We start from the raw sequence: 16,879 nt of genomic DNA, 5'->3' as shown, positions 1-16,879 counted from the left end.
GGTGGGGGCGGTGCGGGGTCAGGCGGCGGGCATGACGCCGAGCAGGATCCCGGCGGTCAGGACGACGTACGTCATGAGCGTGGCGCTGCCGGTGGCGAGGAGGGTGGCGCCCTTCGGCTGGCGGACCAGCTGGTAGGCGATCAGGCCGGGGACGATGAACCCGAGGGTCTGGTTCGCGTAGAGGAGCGGGAACTCCAGCTGGAGCACGATCACCACGGTGGCCTGGAGCAGTACGCCGATCAGGACCACGGCGGCGAACAGGCGCTTGCCGTAGAGGATCACGAACCTCTGCGTGAGCAGGGTCAGCAGGTACGTCATGACCGTGATGCCGACGACCAGGGCCGCGCGCTGGAGGTCCTCGACGAGGGTGAGCGCCAGCCACCCCGGGGTGATCATGCCGCCGGGGGAGAGGTTGGTGGTGAGGTAGCAGAGCAGGGAGAACAGCAGGCCCAGCGCGATGCCGATCGCGGCGATCTCGGGGGTGAGGACGGCGGGGATCAACGGGGCTCTCCTGGGGGGTACGGGTGCTGCTGCTGCCGCGGCGGTGTCTGGTGCGGCCAGGCCGGTACAGGGGTCGCGGCGGCGATCCCGTACGGATCGGCCGGGCGCTGCGGGCGCTGCGGCCCGCCCCCGCCGTACGGCTCCCCGGGCCAGGGGCCGGAGGACGGCTGCGCGTCCTGCTGCGGGGCCGGGTGGGCGTCCTGCGGGTGCGGCTGCGGGCCCTGCGCGGGCGGCTGCCCGTACGGGGGCCGCCCGTACAGGGCCTGCCCGTGACCGCCCTGCGCCTGCGGGGCCTGTGCCTGCGGGGCCTGGCCGTACGCGGTCTGCCCGTGCGGGGTCTGGCCGTGCGAGTCGTGGCCGTGCGGGGTCTGGCCGTACGCGGCCTGTGCCTGCGGGGTCTGCCCGTGCGGGGTCTGGCCGTGCGAGTCGTGGCCGTGCGGGGTCTGGCTGTACGGGGCCTGTGCCTGCGGGGCTTGGCCGTACGCGGTCTGTGCCTGCGGGGTCTGGCCGTACGCGGTCTGTGCCTGCGCGGCCTGCCCGTGCGGGGTCTGGCCGTACGAGCCCTGGCCGTACGCGGTCTGGCCGTACGGGGCCTGTGCCTGCGGGGTCTGGCCGTACGCGGTCCGTGCCTGCGCGGGCCCGCCGTGCGCGGCCCGGGCGTATGCCGGGTCCGCGTACGCCCCGGCTCCGCCCGGGAAGCCCGCGTACGGGTCCGGTCCGTGCGGGTCGTCGGCGTACGGGTCGAAGGGACGGGCGAACGACGGGGCCGGCGGTTCCTCGTCGGCCGCCGCAGGCGCCGGGGCGTCCTCCGTCTCGTCCGGCGGCAGTTCCGCCAGGTGCTCCAGCAGCACCTCGCCCTGGCCGTGGATGTTCCCGATGGCCACCAGCGAGGAGCTCTCGCCGAGGTGTCCGAGCAGCTCGTGCATGAACTCCTCGCCGTCGCGCTGCTCACCGCCGAGGTCCACCGCGCGGTCGCGCCACTCGGCCGGGATCGCGTCGATGGCGCTCTTCGCCGGGTGCCCGATCACGAACACCTTGTCCGGCCGCAGATCGGGGACGATCGCGCCCATCTGGCCGTTGCGCTCGACCCGGTCCGGCCGGCAGTTGATCACCACGTTCAGGGGGCGGTCCACCGCGCCCAGGTCCAGCAGCTGGTTGATGTTCATCAGGGTGGACTCGGGGTCGTTCGCCGCGAAGACGTTCGCGAACCGCAGCCGCTTGCCGCCCGGGGCCAGGTACCGCTCCACCGACAGCACGCCCGGGTCCGGCGGGGCCTCGTACATGCCCTTCAGGGCCGTGGCCCGGTCGACGCCCAGCAGCTCGGCGACGGTGAGGGCGATGGCCACGTTCTCCTTGAACGTGAACCAGCCGAACCCGCGCAGCTCCTCGTCCGAGACGGTCTCCGGGTCGGCGTAGACGAGCGTGCAGTCCCGTGCGTCCGCCTCCTCCTGGAGCACGTCGAAGCGCTCCTTCTCGGCGGTCACGCAGATCCCCCCGTACGGCATCGAACGCGACAGGGAGCGGGCGATGTCGTCCAGGGTCGGTCCCATCTCGGCGACGTGGTCCTCGCGGACGTTGCACAGGACGCCGATGGTGGACTGGATCAGCTTGGACTGGTTGATCTCCTGGAGCGCCGGCATGACGGCCATGCACTCCATGACCAGCGCGTCCGGCCGGTAGGCGGCCGCGCGCCGCACGATGCCGATCTGCTCGACGACGTTCGCGATGCCGAACTTGCGGTAGACCGGCTCCTCGGTGGCGTCCGGGTGGATGAACCGGGCCGCGGTGCCGGTGGTCTTGGCGACCGTCGTCAGCCCGCCGCCGCGCAGCGCGCCCGCGCACAGCCGGGTGATGGAGCTCTTGCCGCGGATGCCGTTGACCAGCACCCGGTTCGGTATCCGCTCCAGGTTGGCGAAGTGCCGGCGCTGCTCCACGATGCCGGCGACCAGCATGATCAGGCAGCTGACGAGCAGGACGCAGTAGAGGAAGAGCACGGGGGATCAGTTCCTTCCGGCCGTGGTGGCGGAGGGGGCTCCCGCTCCCCCGGTGTCGTTCGTCGTCCGCTGCTGCCCGCGCCGCCGGCCGCTCTGCTGGAGCTGCTGGCGGATGATCTCCAGGCTGCGGGTCACGGCGCCGACCTCGTCGTGGTGGCGCGGGTAGAGCACGGTGCGGCGGTCGCCGTCGGCGAGGGCCTCGGCGCGGCGGGCGAGCTCGCGCAGCGGGGCGACCACGATGATCTGGAGCCAGCCCAGGCACGCCGCGCCGACCGCGAAGCCGAGGAGCCCGGCGAGGACGGTGCGGTTCTGGAGGCTGTACGCGCTGATGGCCAGGCCCTTGGCGGACTGCCAGCTGACCACGCTCCACTTCAGGTCCCCGGCCGCGCCGCCGCCCGAGAAGGGCGCGGCCGCCGCGATGACGTGGTCGCCGCCGCTGCGGTAGAGGACGCCGCCGGGCCGCGGGGCCATGCCCACCTTGAGGGAGGAGCCCTGGACCAGGGCGTCGAGGCGGGCGTCGTCGAGGCCCTGGAAGGCCCGGTAGCCGCTGTTGGAGCCGATGATCCGGTGCTTGGAGTCCACGACCCGGATCTCGCCGAGGCCCGGCCGCTTGAGGAGGGCATTGAGGAAGTCGATGCGGAACTCGCCGATGACGGCCGTTCCCGCCCGGCCGGGGATCTCGGCCGTGGCGATGATGACGGGCTCCTTGGCGCCGTCGTAGAGGGCGACGGGCTCCTTGCGGGGGCCCTTGCCGAGGGGGGCGCGGGGGGTGCCGCCCGCCTGGGCGAGGGCCTTGCCGGAGCCGTCGAGCACGTACAGGGAGGCGTAGCGGGTGTGCTCCCGCACGGTGTGCTCCAGGACCTCGGTCATGCGGTCGGGGTCGGCGTCGGCGCCCATCAGCGCGCCCACGGACGCCAGGTCGGCCTGGCCCTCGTTGAGGGCGCGCCGGACCCGGTCGTTGAGGGTGTCGGTGCGTTCGCGCTGGTCGTTGACCAGCTGCTGCGGGACGACGACGGAGTCCCCGGCCCGGTTGACGAGCAGCCCCAGCGGCACGCACCAGGCGAGGAGCAGAACGGCGCAGACCGCGACGAGCGTACGGGCGCCCGTGCGCCGCTTGTCCCGGCCGCGGGCGCCGGGCGCGGCGGGGGCGCCGCCGCCTTCGCGGTCGCGGTCGCGGAGCTGGCCGCGCAGCCGGTCCAGGGCGAGGGCGATCCGAGCGGCCTCGCCGCCGCGGGGGATGCTCACGGGGCGGGTGAGGTCGCCGCGGGTCAGCCGGCGGCTCTCCAGGAACAGGGTGATCAGCGGCCGCTGCACGGTGGCGACCAGCAGGGCGATGACGAGCGCGCCGACCAGGAGCAGGGCTCCGGCCAGGACCAGTCCCGCGAAGGCGTCGGTGGCGCGGGAGGGGTTCTGCGCGATGTCGATCATCGCGACGACGGTGAGTTCCAGGCTGGTGGCGCTGGTGCCGACGCCCGCTTCCGGCCCGGCGAGGCGGGCGTACCCGGCGGCGGCGCGCTCGCCGCTGGTCTCGCCGCCCGTCAGGCTGCCGCTGACGCCGGGGAAGCCGCCGGAGCCGGGCTCCTTGACGGTCAGCGGGTTCGCCTTGGCCTTCTTGGCGGCGGTCTTCGCGAAGAAGGCCAGCTGCTTGGTGTCCCGTTTGACGTCGGCGCGCCGGTTGTCGCTGAGGAGCATCTCCGGCTCGGGTATGCCGTCGGTGCTCAGGACGGTCCCGTCGGCGCCGACGACGGCGATGCTGCGGAGGTTGCCGAGGCTGATGCCGGGGAAGCGCAGGCTGCTGGAGGCGACCAGCAGCTGCTGGGGCCGGTCCTTCCAGGTGAGGAGGGAGAGGGTGAGCAGGCGGGTCTCGCCGTTGGCGAGGGTGACCATGCGGGGGGCCAGGCCGCCGTCGCCGGAGAGCCTGGTCCGGTCGACGGCCGTCAGCGGGAGGTTCTCGCCGCGCGCGGCGAGCAGCCGGCCGGAGCCGATCTCGACGACGGCGGTGCCGCGCCACTTCTGGTAGACGCTGCCGATCCGGTCGAGCACGGCGTCGGGGGTGACGGGCCGGCCGGCGGAGAACAGGGCCGCGGCCCGGTTCAGGTCGGTGACGCTCTCGTCCAGGGAGGCGCGCAGCGCGATCGCGCCGTCCTCGGCGAAGTGCTGCTGGGAGGTGAGCACGGCCTGCGGCAGCCGGTCCTCGCGGACGCTGCCCAGGCTCATCGCGGTGAACCCCGCCAGGGCGAGCAGCAGGACCGACAGGACGGTGATCGGGGGCCTGATGCCGCCGAGCAGGGACATGTCGGCCCTGCGGCGGGCCTTGCGCCGTCGCTTGGCGGGCGAAGCGGCCACAGCGGAGGGTCCTTCCTGGCGGGGGAGGTCGTGGGCCCGGACGGAGCGGGGGCTTCCGGCGGGCTCGGGTCGTACGGGCTTACGGGCTTACGGGCTTACGGGCCTACGGGCCTACGGCCGTGCGGGCTGGGCCCGTGGGGCGTGCGGGCGGGTGCCGCGCGGGGTCAGTCGGGCAGCTCCCGCAGCGGGCGGAGCCCGTCCTTGGCGGCCCCGCGGTTGAGCAGGGTGCCCCGGGTGCGCTCGAAGGCCAGCCGGTAGCGGGCGCGCTGCTCGGGCAGCAGCCGCTTCCCGTCGGGGGTGGTGCCGGAGGCCAGGGCGGCGGCGACGTCGACCAGCCGGTGGTCGCGTGCGGGGGCGGGACCGGAGCCGGGCAGGTCGGTGCCGGGGGTGCCCTCGCGGTCCGGCGGGATGTCGGTGTAGGTCGGCACGAAGCGGGCCTGGACCTCCCACTTCCCGTTCTTCTGCGTGAAGTCGAACCAGCCGATGGCGCCCTCTTCGGTGAGGCCGCTGGGCACGTCGTGGCGGGCGAGCTGGTTGCCGAGGCCGTACGCGACCCACGTGCCGTCGATCTTCTCCATCGGCTGGACGACGTGGGCGTGGTGGCCGATGACCAGGTCGACCCCGGTCCCCTTGGCGATCTCGCGGGCCAGTTCCAGCTGCGGGCCGCTGGGGTCGGGCTGGTGCTCGCGGCCCCAGTGGACGGAGAGGATCACCACCTCGGCGCCGGCCGCGCGGGCCCGCTTCTCGGCGGCGGCGACGGCCTTGACGCTGACGAGGTTGGCCAGCCAGGGCTTGTCCCGGGGGACCTCGCGGCCGTTGAACCCGGAGGCGAAGGAGATCTGGGCGACCTTGACGCCCTTGACGTCCAGGATGTTCGGCCTGTCCGCCTCCTGCTGGCTGCGGGCGGAGCCGGTGTGCTTCAGACCCTCGCGGTCCAGGGTGTCGAGGGTGCGGTACACGCCCTCGGGTCCGTGGTCGAGGGTGTGGTTGGAGGCCGTGGAGCAGGTGTCGTACCCGACGCCCTTGACCGTCTTGGCGATCTGCGGCGGGACGAGGAAGTCGGGGTAGGTCTGGAACGGGCCGTTCGGCTCGCCCAGGACCGGCTCCATGTGGCAGATGCCGAGGTCGGCCTTGCTGATGACCGGCTTGACCCCCGCCATGATCCGGTCGAAGTCGTACCCCGTGCGCCCGGCCGCCCGCGCGTCCCGGGCGGCCTGGTCGGTGAGCTGGGGGTGGATGAGGATGTCCCCCGCCGCCGCGACCGAGAAGGACCGGCCGCCGCCGCTCCGGGCGCCCCCGCCGCCGCTCGTGGAGTCCCCGCCGCCGGAGTCCCCGCCGAGGAGGCCGCAGCCCGCGAGGGCGAGGCTCAGCGTCGCGCAGAGGAGCGCGGTGAGGGCCCTGGGGGAGACCGGTCGGGTGGGGCGGGCGTTCATTCGGTTATTTTCGGCCAGTGATGACGGTGAAATTGACGAAAAACATAACGATCCCTGTGATCATTTGCGTAATGATCATGGCGGTGGTCGGTTATGTCGCATTTCGCCCCACCAATTCGGTCAAAAAGGCGGAGGGGTCCGTTCCGCAGCCTGTGGCGCAGGCCACCGATCTGCTCGACCGGGTGACCCGATTCACCTCCGGATTCGGAGTGCGGGGCGGATATCGCGCCCCCGGCGAGGCGGAGAGGGCCGCACTTCTCGGTGGCGTTACCTCCCTTTTCGATGGAGATGTCGAAAAAGCCCGGTCCCGTCTCGCCGAGGTGGACTACCGCCTCGACACCTTCACCGACGGCCCCGGTGGCCGCCGGTACGCGGAGGTCGCGGACGCCGCCGCCCGCTCCGGCCCGGCCGACCGGGGCTGGGGCCGGGTCTACGTCGACCTCGGCACGCCGGTGCGCTGGTCGGTACAGGTCCCGCACCCGATCGCCGACCAGGACACCGAACGGCTCGGGGTCGCCGTCCTGCGCGGGGCCCCGGGCGGGGTCATGGTCCTGGCGGGCGCCCACCGCAGGGCGGCCGGCGGCCCGGGCGCGAGCGACGGGGACGGCGAGGAGGGGGACGGGACCGGTGACGGGAACGCGCCCGGCGGCGGGGGCGCGGGCAAGGACGGCGGGGGCACCGGGGAGGCCGACATGGCACACCGCACCGACTCGGTCTTCCACGCCGTCATCGCCGAGCTGACCCGGCGCGGCCTGCCCGGCATCCAGCTGCACGGATTCGCCGACTCCACCGTTCCCGGCGCCGGAGCCGTCGTCTCCACCGGGGCGGGCGACGCGGCCGCAGCCGACGCCGCACGGCTCGCCGCGGAGCTGGCCTCCCGGGGCGTGCGGCCCTGCCGGGCGTGGAGCGGCAGCTGCCGGATGTCGGGCCGCGGCAATGCCCAGGGCCGGCTGGCCGCCGAGCTCGGAACGCGCTTCCTCCACCTGGAACTCGCCCGCTCCGTCCGCGCCGACCCCGCCCGGCGGGAGGAGGCGGCGCGCGCGATCGCGTCCGTCACGGCCGGGTGGGCGGGGGAGTAGCCCCGCGGGGGGAGGTGCGCCGGAGGGGCCGGCATCCCCCCGGAAGCCGGCCCCTCCTGCGTACCGCGGGCCGCCCGGCCCGCTCCGCTACTGCGCGGCCTCGTGGTCGTGGCCCGGGCGCAGACCGCCGCCGCCGGCCGAGCCGGTGGTCGGCTTCGAGACGACCGGCTGCGACAGCGGGGCCAGGTCGTAGGCGTAGTGGCCCACCGCGTTCGCGATCACGTCGACGTTGATGTCGAGGGCCTTCTGGTCGATGTTGGTGATGTCGTCGCCCTTGCCGTGGTAGTTCACGTCGTAGGCGACGCCCGCCTGGCCGCCGAACTTCGCGGCCTGCGCCGGGGTCTTGATGCCCTCGGCGCCGGTGTCCGTACCGCCGGACGGGATGCCCGCCTCGATGAACGGGCCGTAGTCCGAGCGGCCGGTGAAGTCGCTGCCCTCGTGCGGGATCTTCTGCGCGTCGAGGAAGTCGGTGATCTGCTTCTCCAGCTGGGCCGAACCCTCCGGGCCGGGGCCCGAGCCGACCTTGTCGGAGTCGTCGCCGTCGTAGACGAAGTAGGCGGCGTTGGGCGAGGAGATCATGTCGAAGTTCAGGTACAGCTTGATCTGCTTCTTCTGCTCCGGCGTCAGCGAGGCCACGTACGCCTCCGAGCCGAGCAGGCCGAACTCCTCCGCCGACCACCAGGCGAACTTGACCTTGTTCTTGATCTTCTTCTGCTCCCCCGCGAGGCGCTGGGCGACCTGGAGGATGCCCGCGGAGCCGGAGCCGTTGTCGTTGATGCCCGGGCCGGCGGCGACCGAGTCCAGGTGGGCGCCGAGGAAGACCGTGTTCTCCGGGTCGCCGCCCTTGGTCTCGGCGACGACGTTCCAGGTCTTGCGGTTCTCGCGGAACTGGCGGACGTCGAGGGTCACGTTCACCGGTCCGGCCGCGGCCTCGGCCGCCAGCTTCTCCCCGTCGGCCTGGCTGATGCCGCCGGTGGGGACCTTGCCCGCGTTCGGGTCGCCGAGGGTGCCGTTCAGGGCGCCCGCGGTGTTGTTGTAGATGACCGCGCCGACGGCGCCGGCCGCCGCCGCGTTCGCCTGCTTCGCGGCGAAGGTGCAGCCGCCGCGCTTGACCAGGGCGATCTTCCCCGTGAACGCGCCGGGCGCGAAGTCGGCGGCGTCGCAGCCGTTGGAGCCGTCCGCGTCGACCGGGACGACGGCGACCGGGGCGGTGATGCCGCCCTCGGGGCCGCTCGCCGTGTACGTCATCAGCTTGAGCGGGACATCGCGGCCGTTCGCGCCGTCGACCTTCAGCGTCTCGGCGACCGTCTCCACGTACACGAACTCGAACTCGTGGCGCGAGACCTCGTACCCGGCGGCCCGCAGCACGCCCTCGACGTACTTGGCCGACTGCTCGTGCCCCTTCGAACCCGCCACGCGGGTGCCGTTGTTGTAGTCGGCGATCGACTGGAAGACCTTCAGGTGGTTGTTGGCGCCCTTGCCGGTCGCCTCCTTGACCAGCTTCCTGGCCAGGGCGTCGCCCCGGGCGGCGTCGCTCTGCGGGCTCGACGCGCCGGCCGGGCCGGCGAGGAGCAGCGGGGAGGCGAGGGCCAGGGCGGCGGTTGCTGCGGCTATACGGCGAGAAGGCATGGAGGTCCTTTCACAGCACGGGCGACTGCGGGGGTGAGCGGTGGGGGCACGTTAGGCAGCAACCGGCCGCCGTCGCCAGGGTTTTCACTGCTTCCGGTTTGTGAAATCCGGATATCGGTGCGTCTGCGCCGACGGGGAACGGCGAAATCCGGCCACCGTCCGGAGGCCGGATCGGGGGCGGCTCAGCGGAGGATGCCCTCGATCAGATCGGGGCCTATCCGGGCGACCACGGCCAGGTCCAACTGATGCTGGACGTACCGCCCCTGACGGCGCGTGTGGATCAGCCCCGCCCGCTTCAGGACCGCCAGGTGCCGGGAGACCTCCGGCGCGGTTATCGCGTACACCCGGGCCAGTTCGCTGGTCGTGTACGGGGCCCTCGCCAGGCTGCGGCAGAGCCTCATCCGCATGGGGTGCGCCAGCGCCTCCATCCGGCGCTGGACCTGCTCCACCGAAGGCGGCTCGGAGGCCAGCTCGGGGGACTCCAGGGGGTAGTGGACCACCGGCATCCAGCCGGGTGCGTGCAGCACCAGCAGGTGCGGCCAGCCGAAGTTCGTCGGGATGAACAGCAGGCCCTGCCCGACCTCCGGATCGGTCGCGGTGGCCTGCCCGTTGACCATCTTGTCGGCGGTGATCACCGTCTGCGCCTCGTCCACGCTCAGGGCCGAGGACACCTCCTTCAGCACCGCCGCCAGCCCCCGGTGGCGCAGCACCTCCGTCTTGTGCCGGACGTCCGCGGTCTGCCGCGGCTCGATCCGCCGCCAGGTCTCGGCGAAGAAGGCCTCGTCGCAGTCCTCCAGCAGCCGCCGCAGCCAGACGCGCACGGTGGACGGGTCGTCCAGCAGCCGCCGCGTGAACTCCAGCCGCGCCGGACCCCGCGCGGCCGCCGTCTCCAGCGCCTTGGTCCGGGCGGCGGTGTCGGTCAGCGGGGAGGGGGCGCCGCCGTCGTTGTAGAGGGCCAGCCAGCAGTGCTCCAGCGCCGCCAGCACGAACCGCTCGTCGTCCATCCGGTCGAGGACGTCCAGCTCCTCGGCCAGGGTCGCCCCGGGGCGCCCGCTGCCGCCGGGGATGCCGGCGAAGGCCATGAAGATGTCGGAGAAGGAACTGCGCCACATGAAATCGGCCTCGAGGAGGCGCTCGGCCAAGCAGGGGTCGAGCGAGGCCGTAGTGGTCCTCGTCCAGGAGTGCAGCCCGGGGTGGTGGGCGGGCTGGGAGAGCGCGTGCAGCGTCATGCAGAGCTCGGCGAGCGGGGACGGTGCGAAGGCGATCCGCTCCACGGGGAGACCGGCGATGTCGATGGTCACGCTCATCGCCCCATTCTGTCCGGCCGGACCCCCGCGCGGAGCCCCGGGGTGCGGGCCGGGCCGGGGCCGGGGCCGCGGCCGTCCGGGCGGACCGGCGGGGGCTGCGCCGCAGGTGGGAGGGGTCGATTGACGCCTCCCGTCAATCGACGGGCGGACTGCGGCCGACGGAGTGAGGGTGGAGTCATGACCGCGATAGAGCAGTACCTCCTCGACACCTACCGCGCGACCCGGAACGGCACGCCCGTGCCCCCGCCCCCGGGCCGCGACGACGTGGCCGCCCTGCGCTCGCTCCGCACGGCGGCCCAGTTCGAAGCCGCCGTCTCGGGCGCGCCGACCAGCCACCCCTGGCGCCACGCCCTGACCCGCTTCCTCCACCGGACCCGCCCGTGCTGAGCGCGCCCGCCGCCTGAGCCGCAGGACGCGGCCTAGATCCGCCCGAGGAACCCCGCCAGCGCGGTGCGGACGTCGTCCGGGGTCCAGGCCAGGCCCGGCCGGGTCACCGTCACCTCCGTCATCGACAGGCCCGGCGCGATGCCCTCCGCCGACCAGCGGTGGAACAGGACCGTGCCCTCCTCCTCCGCCAGCCGCGTGCCCGCCTCGATCAGGCGGTCCGGTTCGTACGGGAGCCACACCTGGAACTGGTGCGTGTGCGGTACCCCGGGATTGATCCGGAACCACGGCACCCCGGCCTCCTCGAAGCCCTCGCGCAGCGCCCCCGCGACCATCCGGGCCTGCTCCACGTACGCCGGGAGCAGGGGCAGCTCCCGCTCCAGCCCGGCCAGGGCCGACAGGGCCTGGGGGAACTGGCGGAAGACCTGTCCCCCGTACCGGTGGCGCCACACCCGGGCCTCCTCCACGAAGCCGCGGGCCCCCGCCAGGCAGGCGCCGCTCAGCCCGCCGAGGGACTTGTAGAAGGACACGTAGACCGAGTCGGCCAGCCCCGCGATCTCCTCCAGGGGGCGGCCGAAGTGGACGGTGGACTCCCACAGCCGGGCCCCGTCGAAGTGGACCACCGCGTCCCGCTCCCGGGCGGCGTCCACGAGCCCCGTCAGCTCCTCCCACGAGGGCAGCAGGAATCCCGCGTCGCGCAGCGGCAGCTCCAGCATCAGCGTGCCGAAGGGCTCGGGGTGGTCCCGGACCTCCTCCGGCGTCGGCTGGCGCGGCTCCTGCACCGGGTGGACGGTGCGCAGCCCCGACACCGCCGACAGCGCGCCCCCCTCCCACCGCTCGGGGTGGCCCATCGGGTGCAGGGCCACCACCCGGTTCCCGGTGCGGCCCGCCCAGCAGCGCAGGGCGATCTGCTGGGCCATCGTCCCCGAGGGGAAGAAGGCCGCGTCCTCGGTGCCCAGCAGCTCCGCGACCCGCCGCTCCAGTTCGGCGACGACCCCGTCGCCGTACAGGTCGCCGGGCGCGTCCCTGTCGTACGGGGCGTCGGCCAGCTCGGCCAGCAGCTCCCCGACGGTGGCCTCCCGCGGGCTGCGGGTCAGCGTCCGCGAGGCTCCCCGCCACGCCGCCACGACCCGCTTCGTCCGCTCCGCCACCTCGTCGGCCGTGTCCTCCATGCCCCCGACGCCCCCCTCGTCCCGTACGCCTTCATCCGTCACGCCAGTCATGCCCCGATCATCCCCCGGCCCCCGCACCGCCCCCGAACGATTTCCCCGCCCCGGGCGAGCCCGGCCGCCCCCGTCTCCCCGCGGCCCTCCCGGCCCCCGCGGCCCGCTCCGCTCCCCCCGGCCGCCCCGGGCCCGCCCCACCCCCCGGCCGCCCCGGGCCCGCTCCGCGCCCCCCGGCCGCCCCGGGCCTGACCGGCGCCACCCCGGTCCGAGGGCCTAGCATGGCGACGTATCGTCCGGTACCCCCCGCGGACTGGAACGGAAGGCATTCCCCGCGTGAACGCACCCCATCAGACGGAGCCCCGGGATCCGTCCGCCCGACCTGCCCGGCTCTCCGTCGGAGTCGTCGGCGCCGGCCGCGTCGGTCCCGCGCTGGCCCGCGCCCTCCAGCAGGCCGGGCACCACCCCGTCGCCGTCTCCGGCGTCTCCGACGCCTCGCGCCGCCGGGCCGAGCGGATGCTGCCCGGCGTCCCGCTGGTCAGCCCCGCACAGGTGCTGGAGCGGGCCGAGCTGGTGCTGGTCACCGTCCCCGACGACGCCCTGCCCGGGCTGGTCGAGGGCCTCGCCGAGACGGGCGCCGTGCGCCCCGGGCAGCTCCTCGTCCACACCTCCGGCCGGTACGGGACCGCCGTGCTGGCCCCCGCCCGCCGCGCGGGCGCCCTGCCGCTGGCCCTGCACCCCGCGATGACCTTCACCGGCACCGAGGTCGACGTGCAGCGCCTGGCCGGCTGCTCCTTCGGCGTGACCGCCCCCGACGAGCTGCGGCTCGCCGCCGAGGCCCTGGTCATCGAGATGGGCGGGGAGCCCGAGTGGATCGCGGAGGAGAGCCGCCCGCTCTACCACGCCGCCCTCGCCCTGGGCGCGAACCACCTGGTCACCCTGGTCGCCCAGGCCATGGAGCTGCTGCGCACCGCCGGCGTCGAGCACCCCGACCGGATGCTCGGCCCGCTCCTCGGCGCGGCCCTGGACAACGCCCTGCGCTCCGGCGACGCCGCCCTCACCGGCCCCGTCGCCCGCGGCGACGCCGGGACCGTCGCCGCGCACGTCTCCGAGCTGCGCAAGCACGCCCCCGCCACCGTCGCCGGGTACCTCGCGATGGCCCGCACCACCGCCGACCGGGCCCTCGCGCACGGCCTGCTCAAGCCCGAGCTCGCCGAGGACCTGCTCGGCGTGCTCGCCGACACCGCCGACACCGCCGATCCGAAGGGTGGGGAGCGATGACCGGCCCGCTCCAGCTGCTGAACACCGCCGAAGAGCTCCACAAGCTGCCGCGCACCGGCCGCCGCGCCGTCGTGATGACCATGGGCGCCCTGCACGAGGGCCACGCCACCCTCGTCCGCACCGCGCGCGAACAGGCCGGCCCCGACGGGCAGGTCGTCGTCACCGTCTTCGTCAACCCCCTCCAGTTCGGGGCCAACGAGGACCTCGACCGCTACCCGCGCACCCTCGACGCCGACCTGGCGATCGCCGAAGCGGCGGGCGCCGACGCCGTGTTCGCGCCCTCCGTCGACGAGGTGTACCCGGGCGGCGACCCGCAGGTGCGGATCACCGCCGGCCCGATGGGCGGCCGGCTGGAGGGCGCCACCCGCCCCGGCCACTTCGACGGCATGCTCACCGTCGTCGCCAAGCTGCTCCACCTCACCCGTCCCGACCTGGCCCTCTTCGGCCAGAAGGACGCCCAGCAACTGGCCCTGATCCGGCGCATGGTGACCGACCTCAACTTCCCCGTCGAGGTGGCCGGCGTCCCCACCGTCCGCGAGGACGACGGGCTCGCCCTGTCCTCCCGCAACCGCTACCTCTCCCCGGCCGAGCGCCACGCCGCCCTCGCCCTCTCCCACGCCCTGTTCGCCGGCCGCGACCGGCTCGCGGCGCAGGCCGCGCTGCGCGCCCGCGCCGAGGCCGCCCCCGCCAGCGGCGAGCGCGCCACCGCCCTGGCCCGGCTCGGCGAGATCCGCGCCTCCGCCGACGCCCACGCCGTGTCGGCGGCCGCCACCGGCGCCGCCGGCCTGCCGGACGCCGTACGGGCCGCGGCCCGGCACGTCCTGGAGGAGGCGGGCCGCCACGAGCCGCCGCTCGTCCTGGACTACCTGGCCCTGGTGGACCCGAAGGACTTCACCGACGTCGGCCCCGACTTCACCGGACAGGCCGTGCTGGCCGTCGCGGCGAAGGTCGGCACGACCCGGCTGATCGACAACATCCCATTGGAGTTCGGAGCACACGCGTGAGCACCACAGGCAACCCAGGCACCCCGGGCGCCGCAGGCACCGGGACCGGCATACGGCTGCACGCCCCCGCCCCCGGCTGGGCCGTCGACGCGGACGTCGTGGTCGTCGGGTCCGGCGTCGCCGGCCTGACCGCGGCGCTGCGCTGCGCCGCCGCGGGCCGCCGTACGGTCGTGGTCACCAAGGCGCGCCTCGACGACGGCTCGACCCGCTGGGCCCAGGGCGGCATCGCGGCCGCGCTCGGCGAGGGCGACACCCCCGAGCAGCACCTGGACGACACCCTCGTCGCCGGCGCCGGACTGTGCGACGAGAACGCCGTGCGGCTCCTGGTCACCGAGGGCCCGGACGCGGTCCGCCGGCTCATCGCGGCCGGCGCCGTCTTCGACACCTCCGCCGAGACCGGCGAGATAGAGCTGACCCGCGAGGGCGGCCACCACCGCCGCCGGATCGCGCACGCGGGCGGCGACGCCACCGGCGCCGAGATCTCCCGCGCGCTCGTCGAGGCCGTCCACGCGGCCGGCATCGAGACCGTCGAGAACGCGCTGGTCCTGGACCTGCTCCAGGACGCCGAGGGCCGCACCGCCGGTGTCACCCTGCACGTGATGGGCGAGGGCCAGCACGACGGCGTCGGCGCCGTCCACGCCCCCGCGGTGATCCTCGCGACCGGCGGCATGGGGCAGGTCTTCTCCGCGACCACCAACCCGTCCGTCTCCACCGGCGACGGCGTCGCCCTCGCGCTGCGCGCCGGCGCCGAGGTCTCCGACCTGGAGTTCGTCCAGTTCCACCCGACCGTCCTCTTCCTGGGCCCGGACGCCGAGGGCCAGCAGCCCCTGGTCTCGGAGGCCGTGCGGGGCGAGGGCGCCCACCTGGTCGACGCCGACGGGGTCCGCTTCATGCTCGGCCAGCACGAGCTCGCCGAGCTCGCCCCCCGCGACATCGTCGCCAAGGGCATCACGCGCCGCATGCAGGAGCAGGGCACGCTCCACATGTACCTGGACGGCCGGCACTTCGGCGCCGAGATGTGGGAGAACCGCTTCCCCACGATCCTCGCCGCCTGCCGCTCCCACGGCATCGACCCGGTGACCGAGCCCATCCCGGTCGCCCCGGCCGCGCACTACGCCTCCGGCGGCGTCCGCACCGACCTGCACGGCCGCACCACCGTCCCGGGCCTGTACGCCTGCGGCGAGGTCGCCTGCACCGGCGTGCACGGCGCGAACCGCCTGGCCTCCAACTCCCTCCTGGAGGGCCTGGTCTTCGCCGAGCGGATCGCGGAGGACATCACCTCCCGCGCGGCCGAGGGCAGCGGCCCGGGCATACCCGTGCCCGCCACCGGCCCGCTCCAGCCCGCGACGGCCCGCTACGAGGTCCAGCGGATCATGACGCGGGGCGCCGGAGTACTGCGCTCCGCGGAGTCCCTGAGCGAGGCCGCCGAGGCGCTGGAGACCCTGTACACGACGGCCCTGGGCGAGCTGGAGGCCCACGGCAAGACCGCCGAACCGGGCGTGGACACCTGGGAGGCGACGAACCTCCTGTGCGTGGCCCGCGTCCTGGTCGCCGCCGCCCAGCGGCGCGCCGAGACCCGCGGCTGCCACTGGCGCGAGGACCACCCCGGCCGGGACGACGACGCCTGGCGCCGCCACCTGGTGGTGCGGCTCTCGGCGACGGAGCGGCGGGCCCTGGTCGTCACCCCCACCGACTCGGCGGACTTCCCGCCCGTGGACGCGGACGCCTCCGGCGCCCCCCGCCCGTGGACGTTTCCCACGCCCAACCCCTCAAGCCAGGAGCACTGACCGTGAGCACCCCCGAACTCCCCCTGATCGAGCAGAACGAAGGCGGCTGCGGCGACGACTGCGGCTGCGCCGAGGGCGAGGAGAGCGGCCTCGACCCGGCGCTGGCCCAGCTGCTCGTGGACGCGGGCCTCGACCCGATCGAGGTCGAGGACATCGCGCACATGGCGCTGTCCGAGGACCTGGACGGCGGGGTCGACGTCACGACCGTCGCCACCGTCCCCGAAGAGGCAGAGGCCGTCGCCGACTTCGTGGCCCGCGAGGCCGGCGTCGTCGCCGGCCTGCGCATCGCCGAGGCGGTGTTCTCCGTGGTGTGCACGGAGGCCTTCGAGGTCGAGCGGCACGCCGAGGACGGCGACCGCGTGGAGGCCGGGCAGCTGCTGCTGTCGGTCCGCTCCCGCACCCGCGACCTGCTGACGGCCGAGCGCAGCGCCCTGAACATCCTGTGCCGCCTCTCCGGCATCGCGACCGCCACCCGCCGCTGGGCGGACGTCCTGGAGGGCACGAAGGCCAAGGTCCGCGACACCCGCAAGACCACCCCTGGCCTGCGCTCCCTGGAGAAGTACGCGGTCCGCTGCGGCGGCGGCGTCAACCACCGCATGTCCCTGTCGGACGCGGCGCTGGTCAAGGACAACCACGTGGTCGCGGCCGGCGGCGTCGCCCAGGCCTTCAAGGCCGTCCGGGAGGCCTTCCCGGACGTCCCGGTCGAGGTCGAGGTCGACACGATGCACCAGGTCCGCGAGGTCGTGGACGCGGGCGCCGACCTGATCCTGCTGGACAACTTCACCGTCCCGGAGACCGAGGAGGCCGTCACGATCGTGGCCGGCCGCGCCGTCCTGGAGTCCTCGGGCCGCCTCACCCTGGACACCGCCCGCGCCTACGCCGAGACCGGCGTGGACTTCCTGGCGGTGGGCGCGCTCACGCACTCCTCGCCGATCCTGGACATCGGCCTCGACCTGCGCGAGGCGGTGTAG

General features: G+C 74.5%; 12 protein-coding genes and 1 pseudogene. 6 read left to right on the top strand and 7 right to left on the bottom strand.

Annotated elements, in window-relative coordinates:
* Positions 1–18: 18 nt before the first annotated feature.
* From AB0469_RS03710 to AB0469_RS03695, 4 genes and pseudogenes are all read right to left on the bottom strand, one after another.
* Positions 19–501 (bottom strand): poly-gamma-glutamate biosynthesis protein PgsC/CapC, encoded by a 483-nt coding sequence (locus AB0469_RS03710; protein ID WP_042813656.1) that lies wholly within the window; start codon positions 499–501, stop codon positions 19–21.
* 806 nt (positions 502–1,307) lie between these two features.
* Positions 1,308–2,495: pseudogene (gene pgsB / locus AB0469_RS03705) on the bottom strand (poly-gamma-glutamate synthase PgsB); the annotation flags it as partial.
* 6 nt (positions 2,496–2,501) lie between these two features.
* Entirely contained in the window at positions 2,502–4,790 is a 2,289-nt protein-coding gene (locus AB0469_RS03700; protein ID WP_366449940.1) for a HAMP domain-containing protein, read from the bottom strand.
* A 215-nt stretch (positions 4,791–5,005) separates the two neighbouring features.
* Positions 5,006–6,274: a CapA family protein gene (locus tag AB0469_RS03695; protein ID WP_366449680.1), complete on the bottom strand. Its 1,269-nt coding sequence runs from the start codon at positions 6,272–6,274 to the stop codon at positions 5,006–5,008.
* Between the two features lie 320 nt (positions 6,275–6,594).
* Here AB0469_RS03695 and AB0469_RS03690 point away from each other — a divergent pair, with 320 nt between their 5' ends.
* Complete coding sequence (locus AB0469_RS03690; RefSeq protein WP_366449679.1) at positions 6,595–7,353, top strand: hypothetical protein; 759 nt, start codon at positions 6,595–6,597, stop codon at positions 7,351–7,353.
* An 87-nt stretch (positions 7,354–7,440) separates the two neighbouring features.
* On the opposite strand, the gene AB0469_RS03685 is transcribed toward AB0469_RS03690, so the two are convergent.
* On the bottom strand, positions 7,441–8,982 hold the full coding sequence (locus AB0469_RS03685) for a M28 family metallopeptidase (RefSeq protein WP_366449678.1): 1,542 nt from the start codon (positions 8,980–8,982) through the stop codon (positions 7,441–7,443).
* A gap of 182 nt (positions 8,983–9,164) precedes the next feature.
* Entirely contained in the window at positions 9,165–10,283 is a 1,119-nt protein-coding gene (locus tag AB0469_RS03680; protein WP_366449939.1) for a DUF5937 family protein, read from the bottom strand.
* Between the two features lie 183 nt (positions 10,284–10,466).
* Between AB0469_RS03680 and AB0469_RS03675 the strand changes: the two genes are divergently transcribed.
* Positions 10,467–10,676, top strand: coding sequence for a hypothetical protein (locus tag AB0469_RS03675; protein ID WP_366449677.1), 210 nt, complete (start codon positions 10,467–10,469; stop codon positions 10,674–10,676).
* Between the two features lie 32 nt (positions 10,677–10,708).
* Here AB0469_RS03675 and AB0469_RS03670 read toward each other — a convergent pair whose 3' ends face one another.
* Entirely contained in the window at positions 10,709–11,845 is a 1,137-nt protein-coding gene (locus AB0469_RS03670; protein ID WP_366449938.1) for a beta-eliminating lyase-related protein, read from the bottom strand.
* 327 nt (positions 11,846–12,172) lie between these two features.
* Here AB0469_RS03670 and AB0469_RS03665 point away from each other — a divergent pair, with 327 nt between their 5' ends.
* The 4 genes from AB0469_RS03665 to nadC are packed head-to-tail and all read left to right on the top strand — an operon-like array spanning position 12,173 to position 16,879.
* Positions 12,173–13,117 carry a DUF2520 domain-containing protein gene (locus AB0469_RS03665; protein ID WP_366449676.1) on the top strand — a complete coding sequence of 315 codons (945 nt, stop codon included), beginning with the start codon at positions 12,173–12,175 and terminating at the stop codon, positions 13,115–13,117.
* Positions 13,114–14,121 (top strand): pantoate--beta-alanine ligase, encoded by a 1,008-nt coding sequence (gene panC, locus AB0469_RS03660; protein ID WP_366449675.1) that lies wholly within the window; start codon positions 13,114–13,116, stop codon positions 14,119–14,121. The genes AB0469_RS03665 and panC overlap by 4 nt, the downstream gene beginning before the upstream one ends.
* Positions 14,118–15,908: an L-aspartate oxidase gene (locus AB0469_RS03655; protein WP_366449674.1), complete on the top strand. Its 1,791-nt coding sequence runs from the start codon at positions 14,118–14,120 to the stop codon at positions 15,906–15,908. The genes panC and AB0469_RS03655 overlap by 4 nt, the downstream gene beginning before the upstream one ends.
* A gap of 2 nt (positions 15,909–15,910) precedes the next feature.
* Positions 15,911–16,879, top strand: a complete 969-nt coding sequence (nadC, locus tag AB0469_RS03650; protein WP_366449673.1) for a carboxylating nicotinate-nucleotide diphosphorylase — start codon at positions 15,911–15,913, stop codon at positions 16,877–16,879.

The organism is Streptomyces sp. NPDC093801 (assembly GCF_040701585.1).
Lineage (GTDB): Bacteria > Actinomycetota > Actinomycetes > Streptomycetales > Streptomycetaceae > Streptomyces.
This window is presented reverse-complemented; position numbering and strand designations above follow the sequence as displayed.

Bases quoted from the DNA above. Each gene is read 5' to 3' on its own strand.
- AB0469_RS03700 (WP_366449940.1), bottom strand. From the start codon at position 4,790: ATGTCCCTGCTCGGCGGCATCAGGCCCCCGATCACCGTCCTGTCGGTC.
- AB0469_RS03695 (WP_366449680.1), bottom strand. From the start codon at position 6,274: ATGAACGCCCGCCCCACCCGACCGGTCTCCCCCAGGGCCCTCACCGCG.
- AB0469_RS03685 (WP_366449678.1), bottom strand. From the start codon at position 8,982: ATGCCTTCTCGCCGTATAGCCGCAGCAACCGCCGCCCTGGCCCTCGCC.
- AB0469_RS03675 (WP_366449677.1), top strand. From the start codon at position 10,467: ATGACCGCGATAGAGCAGTACCTCCTCGACACCTACCGCGCGACCCGG.
- AB0469_RS03670 (WP_366449938.1), bottom strand. From the start codon at position 11,845: ATGGAGGACACGGCCGACGAGGTGGCGGAGCGGACGAAGCGGGTCGTG.
- panC (WP_366449675.1), top strand. From the start codon at position 13,114: ATGACCGGCCCGCTCCAGCTGCTGAACACCGCCGAAGAGCTCCACAAG.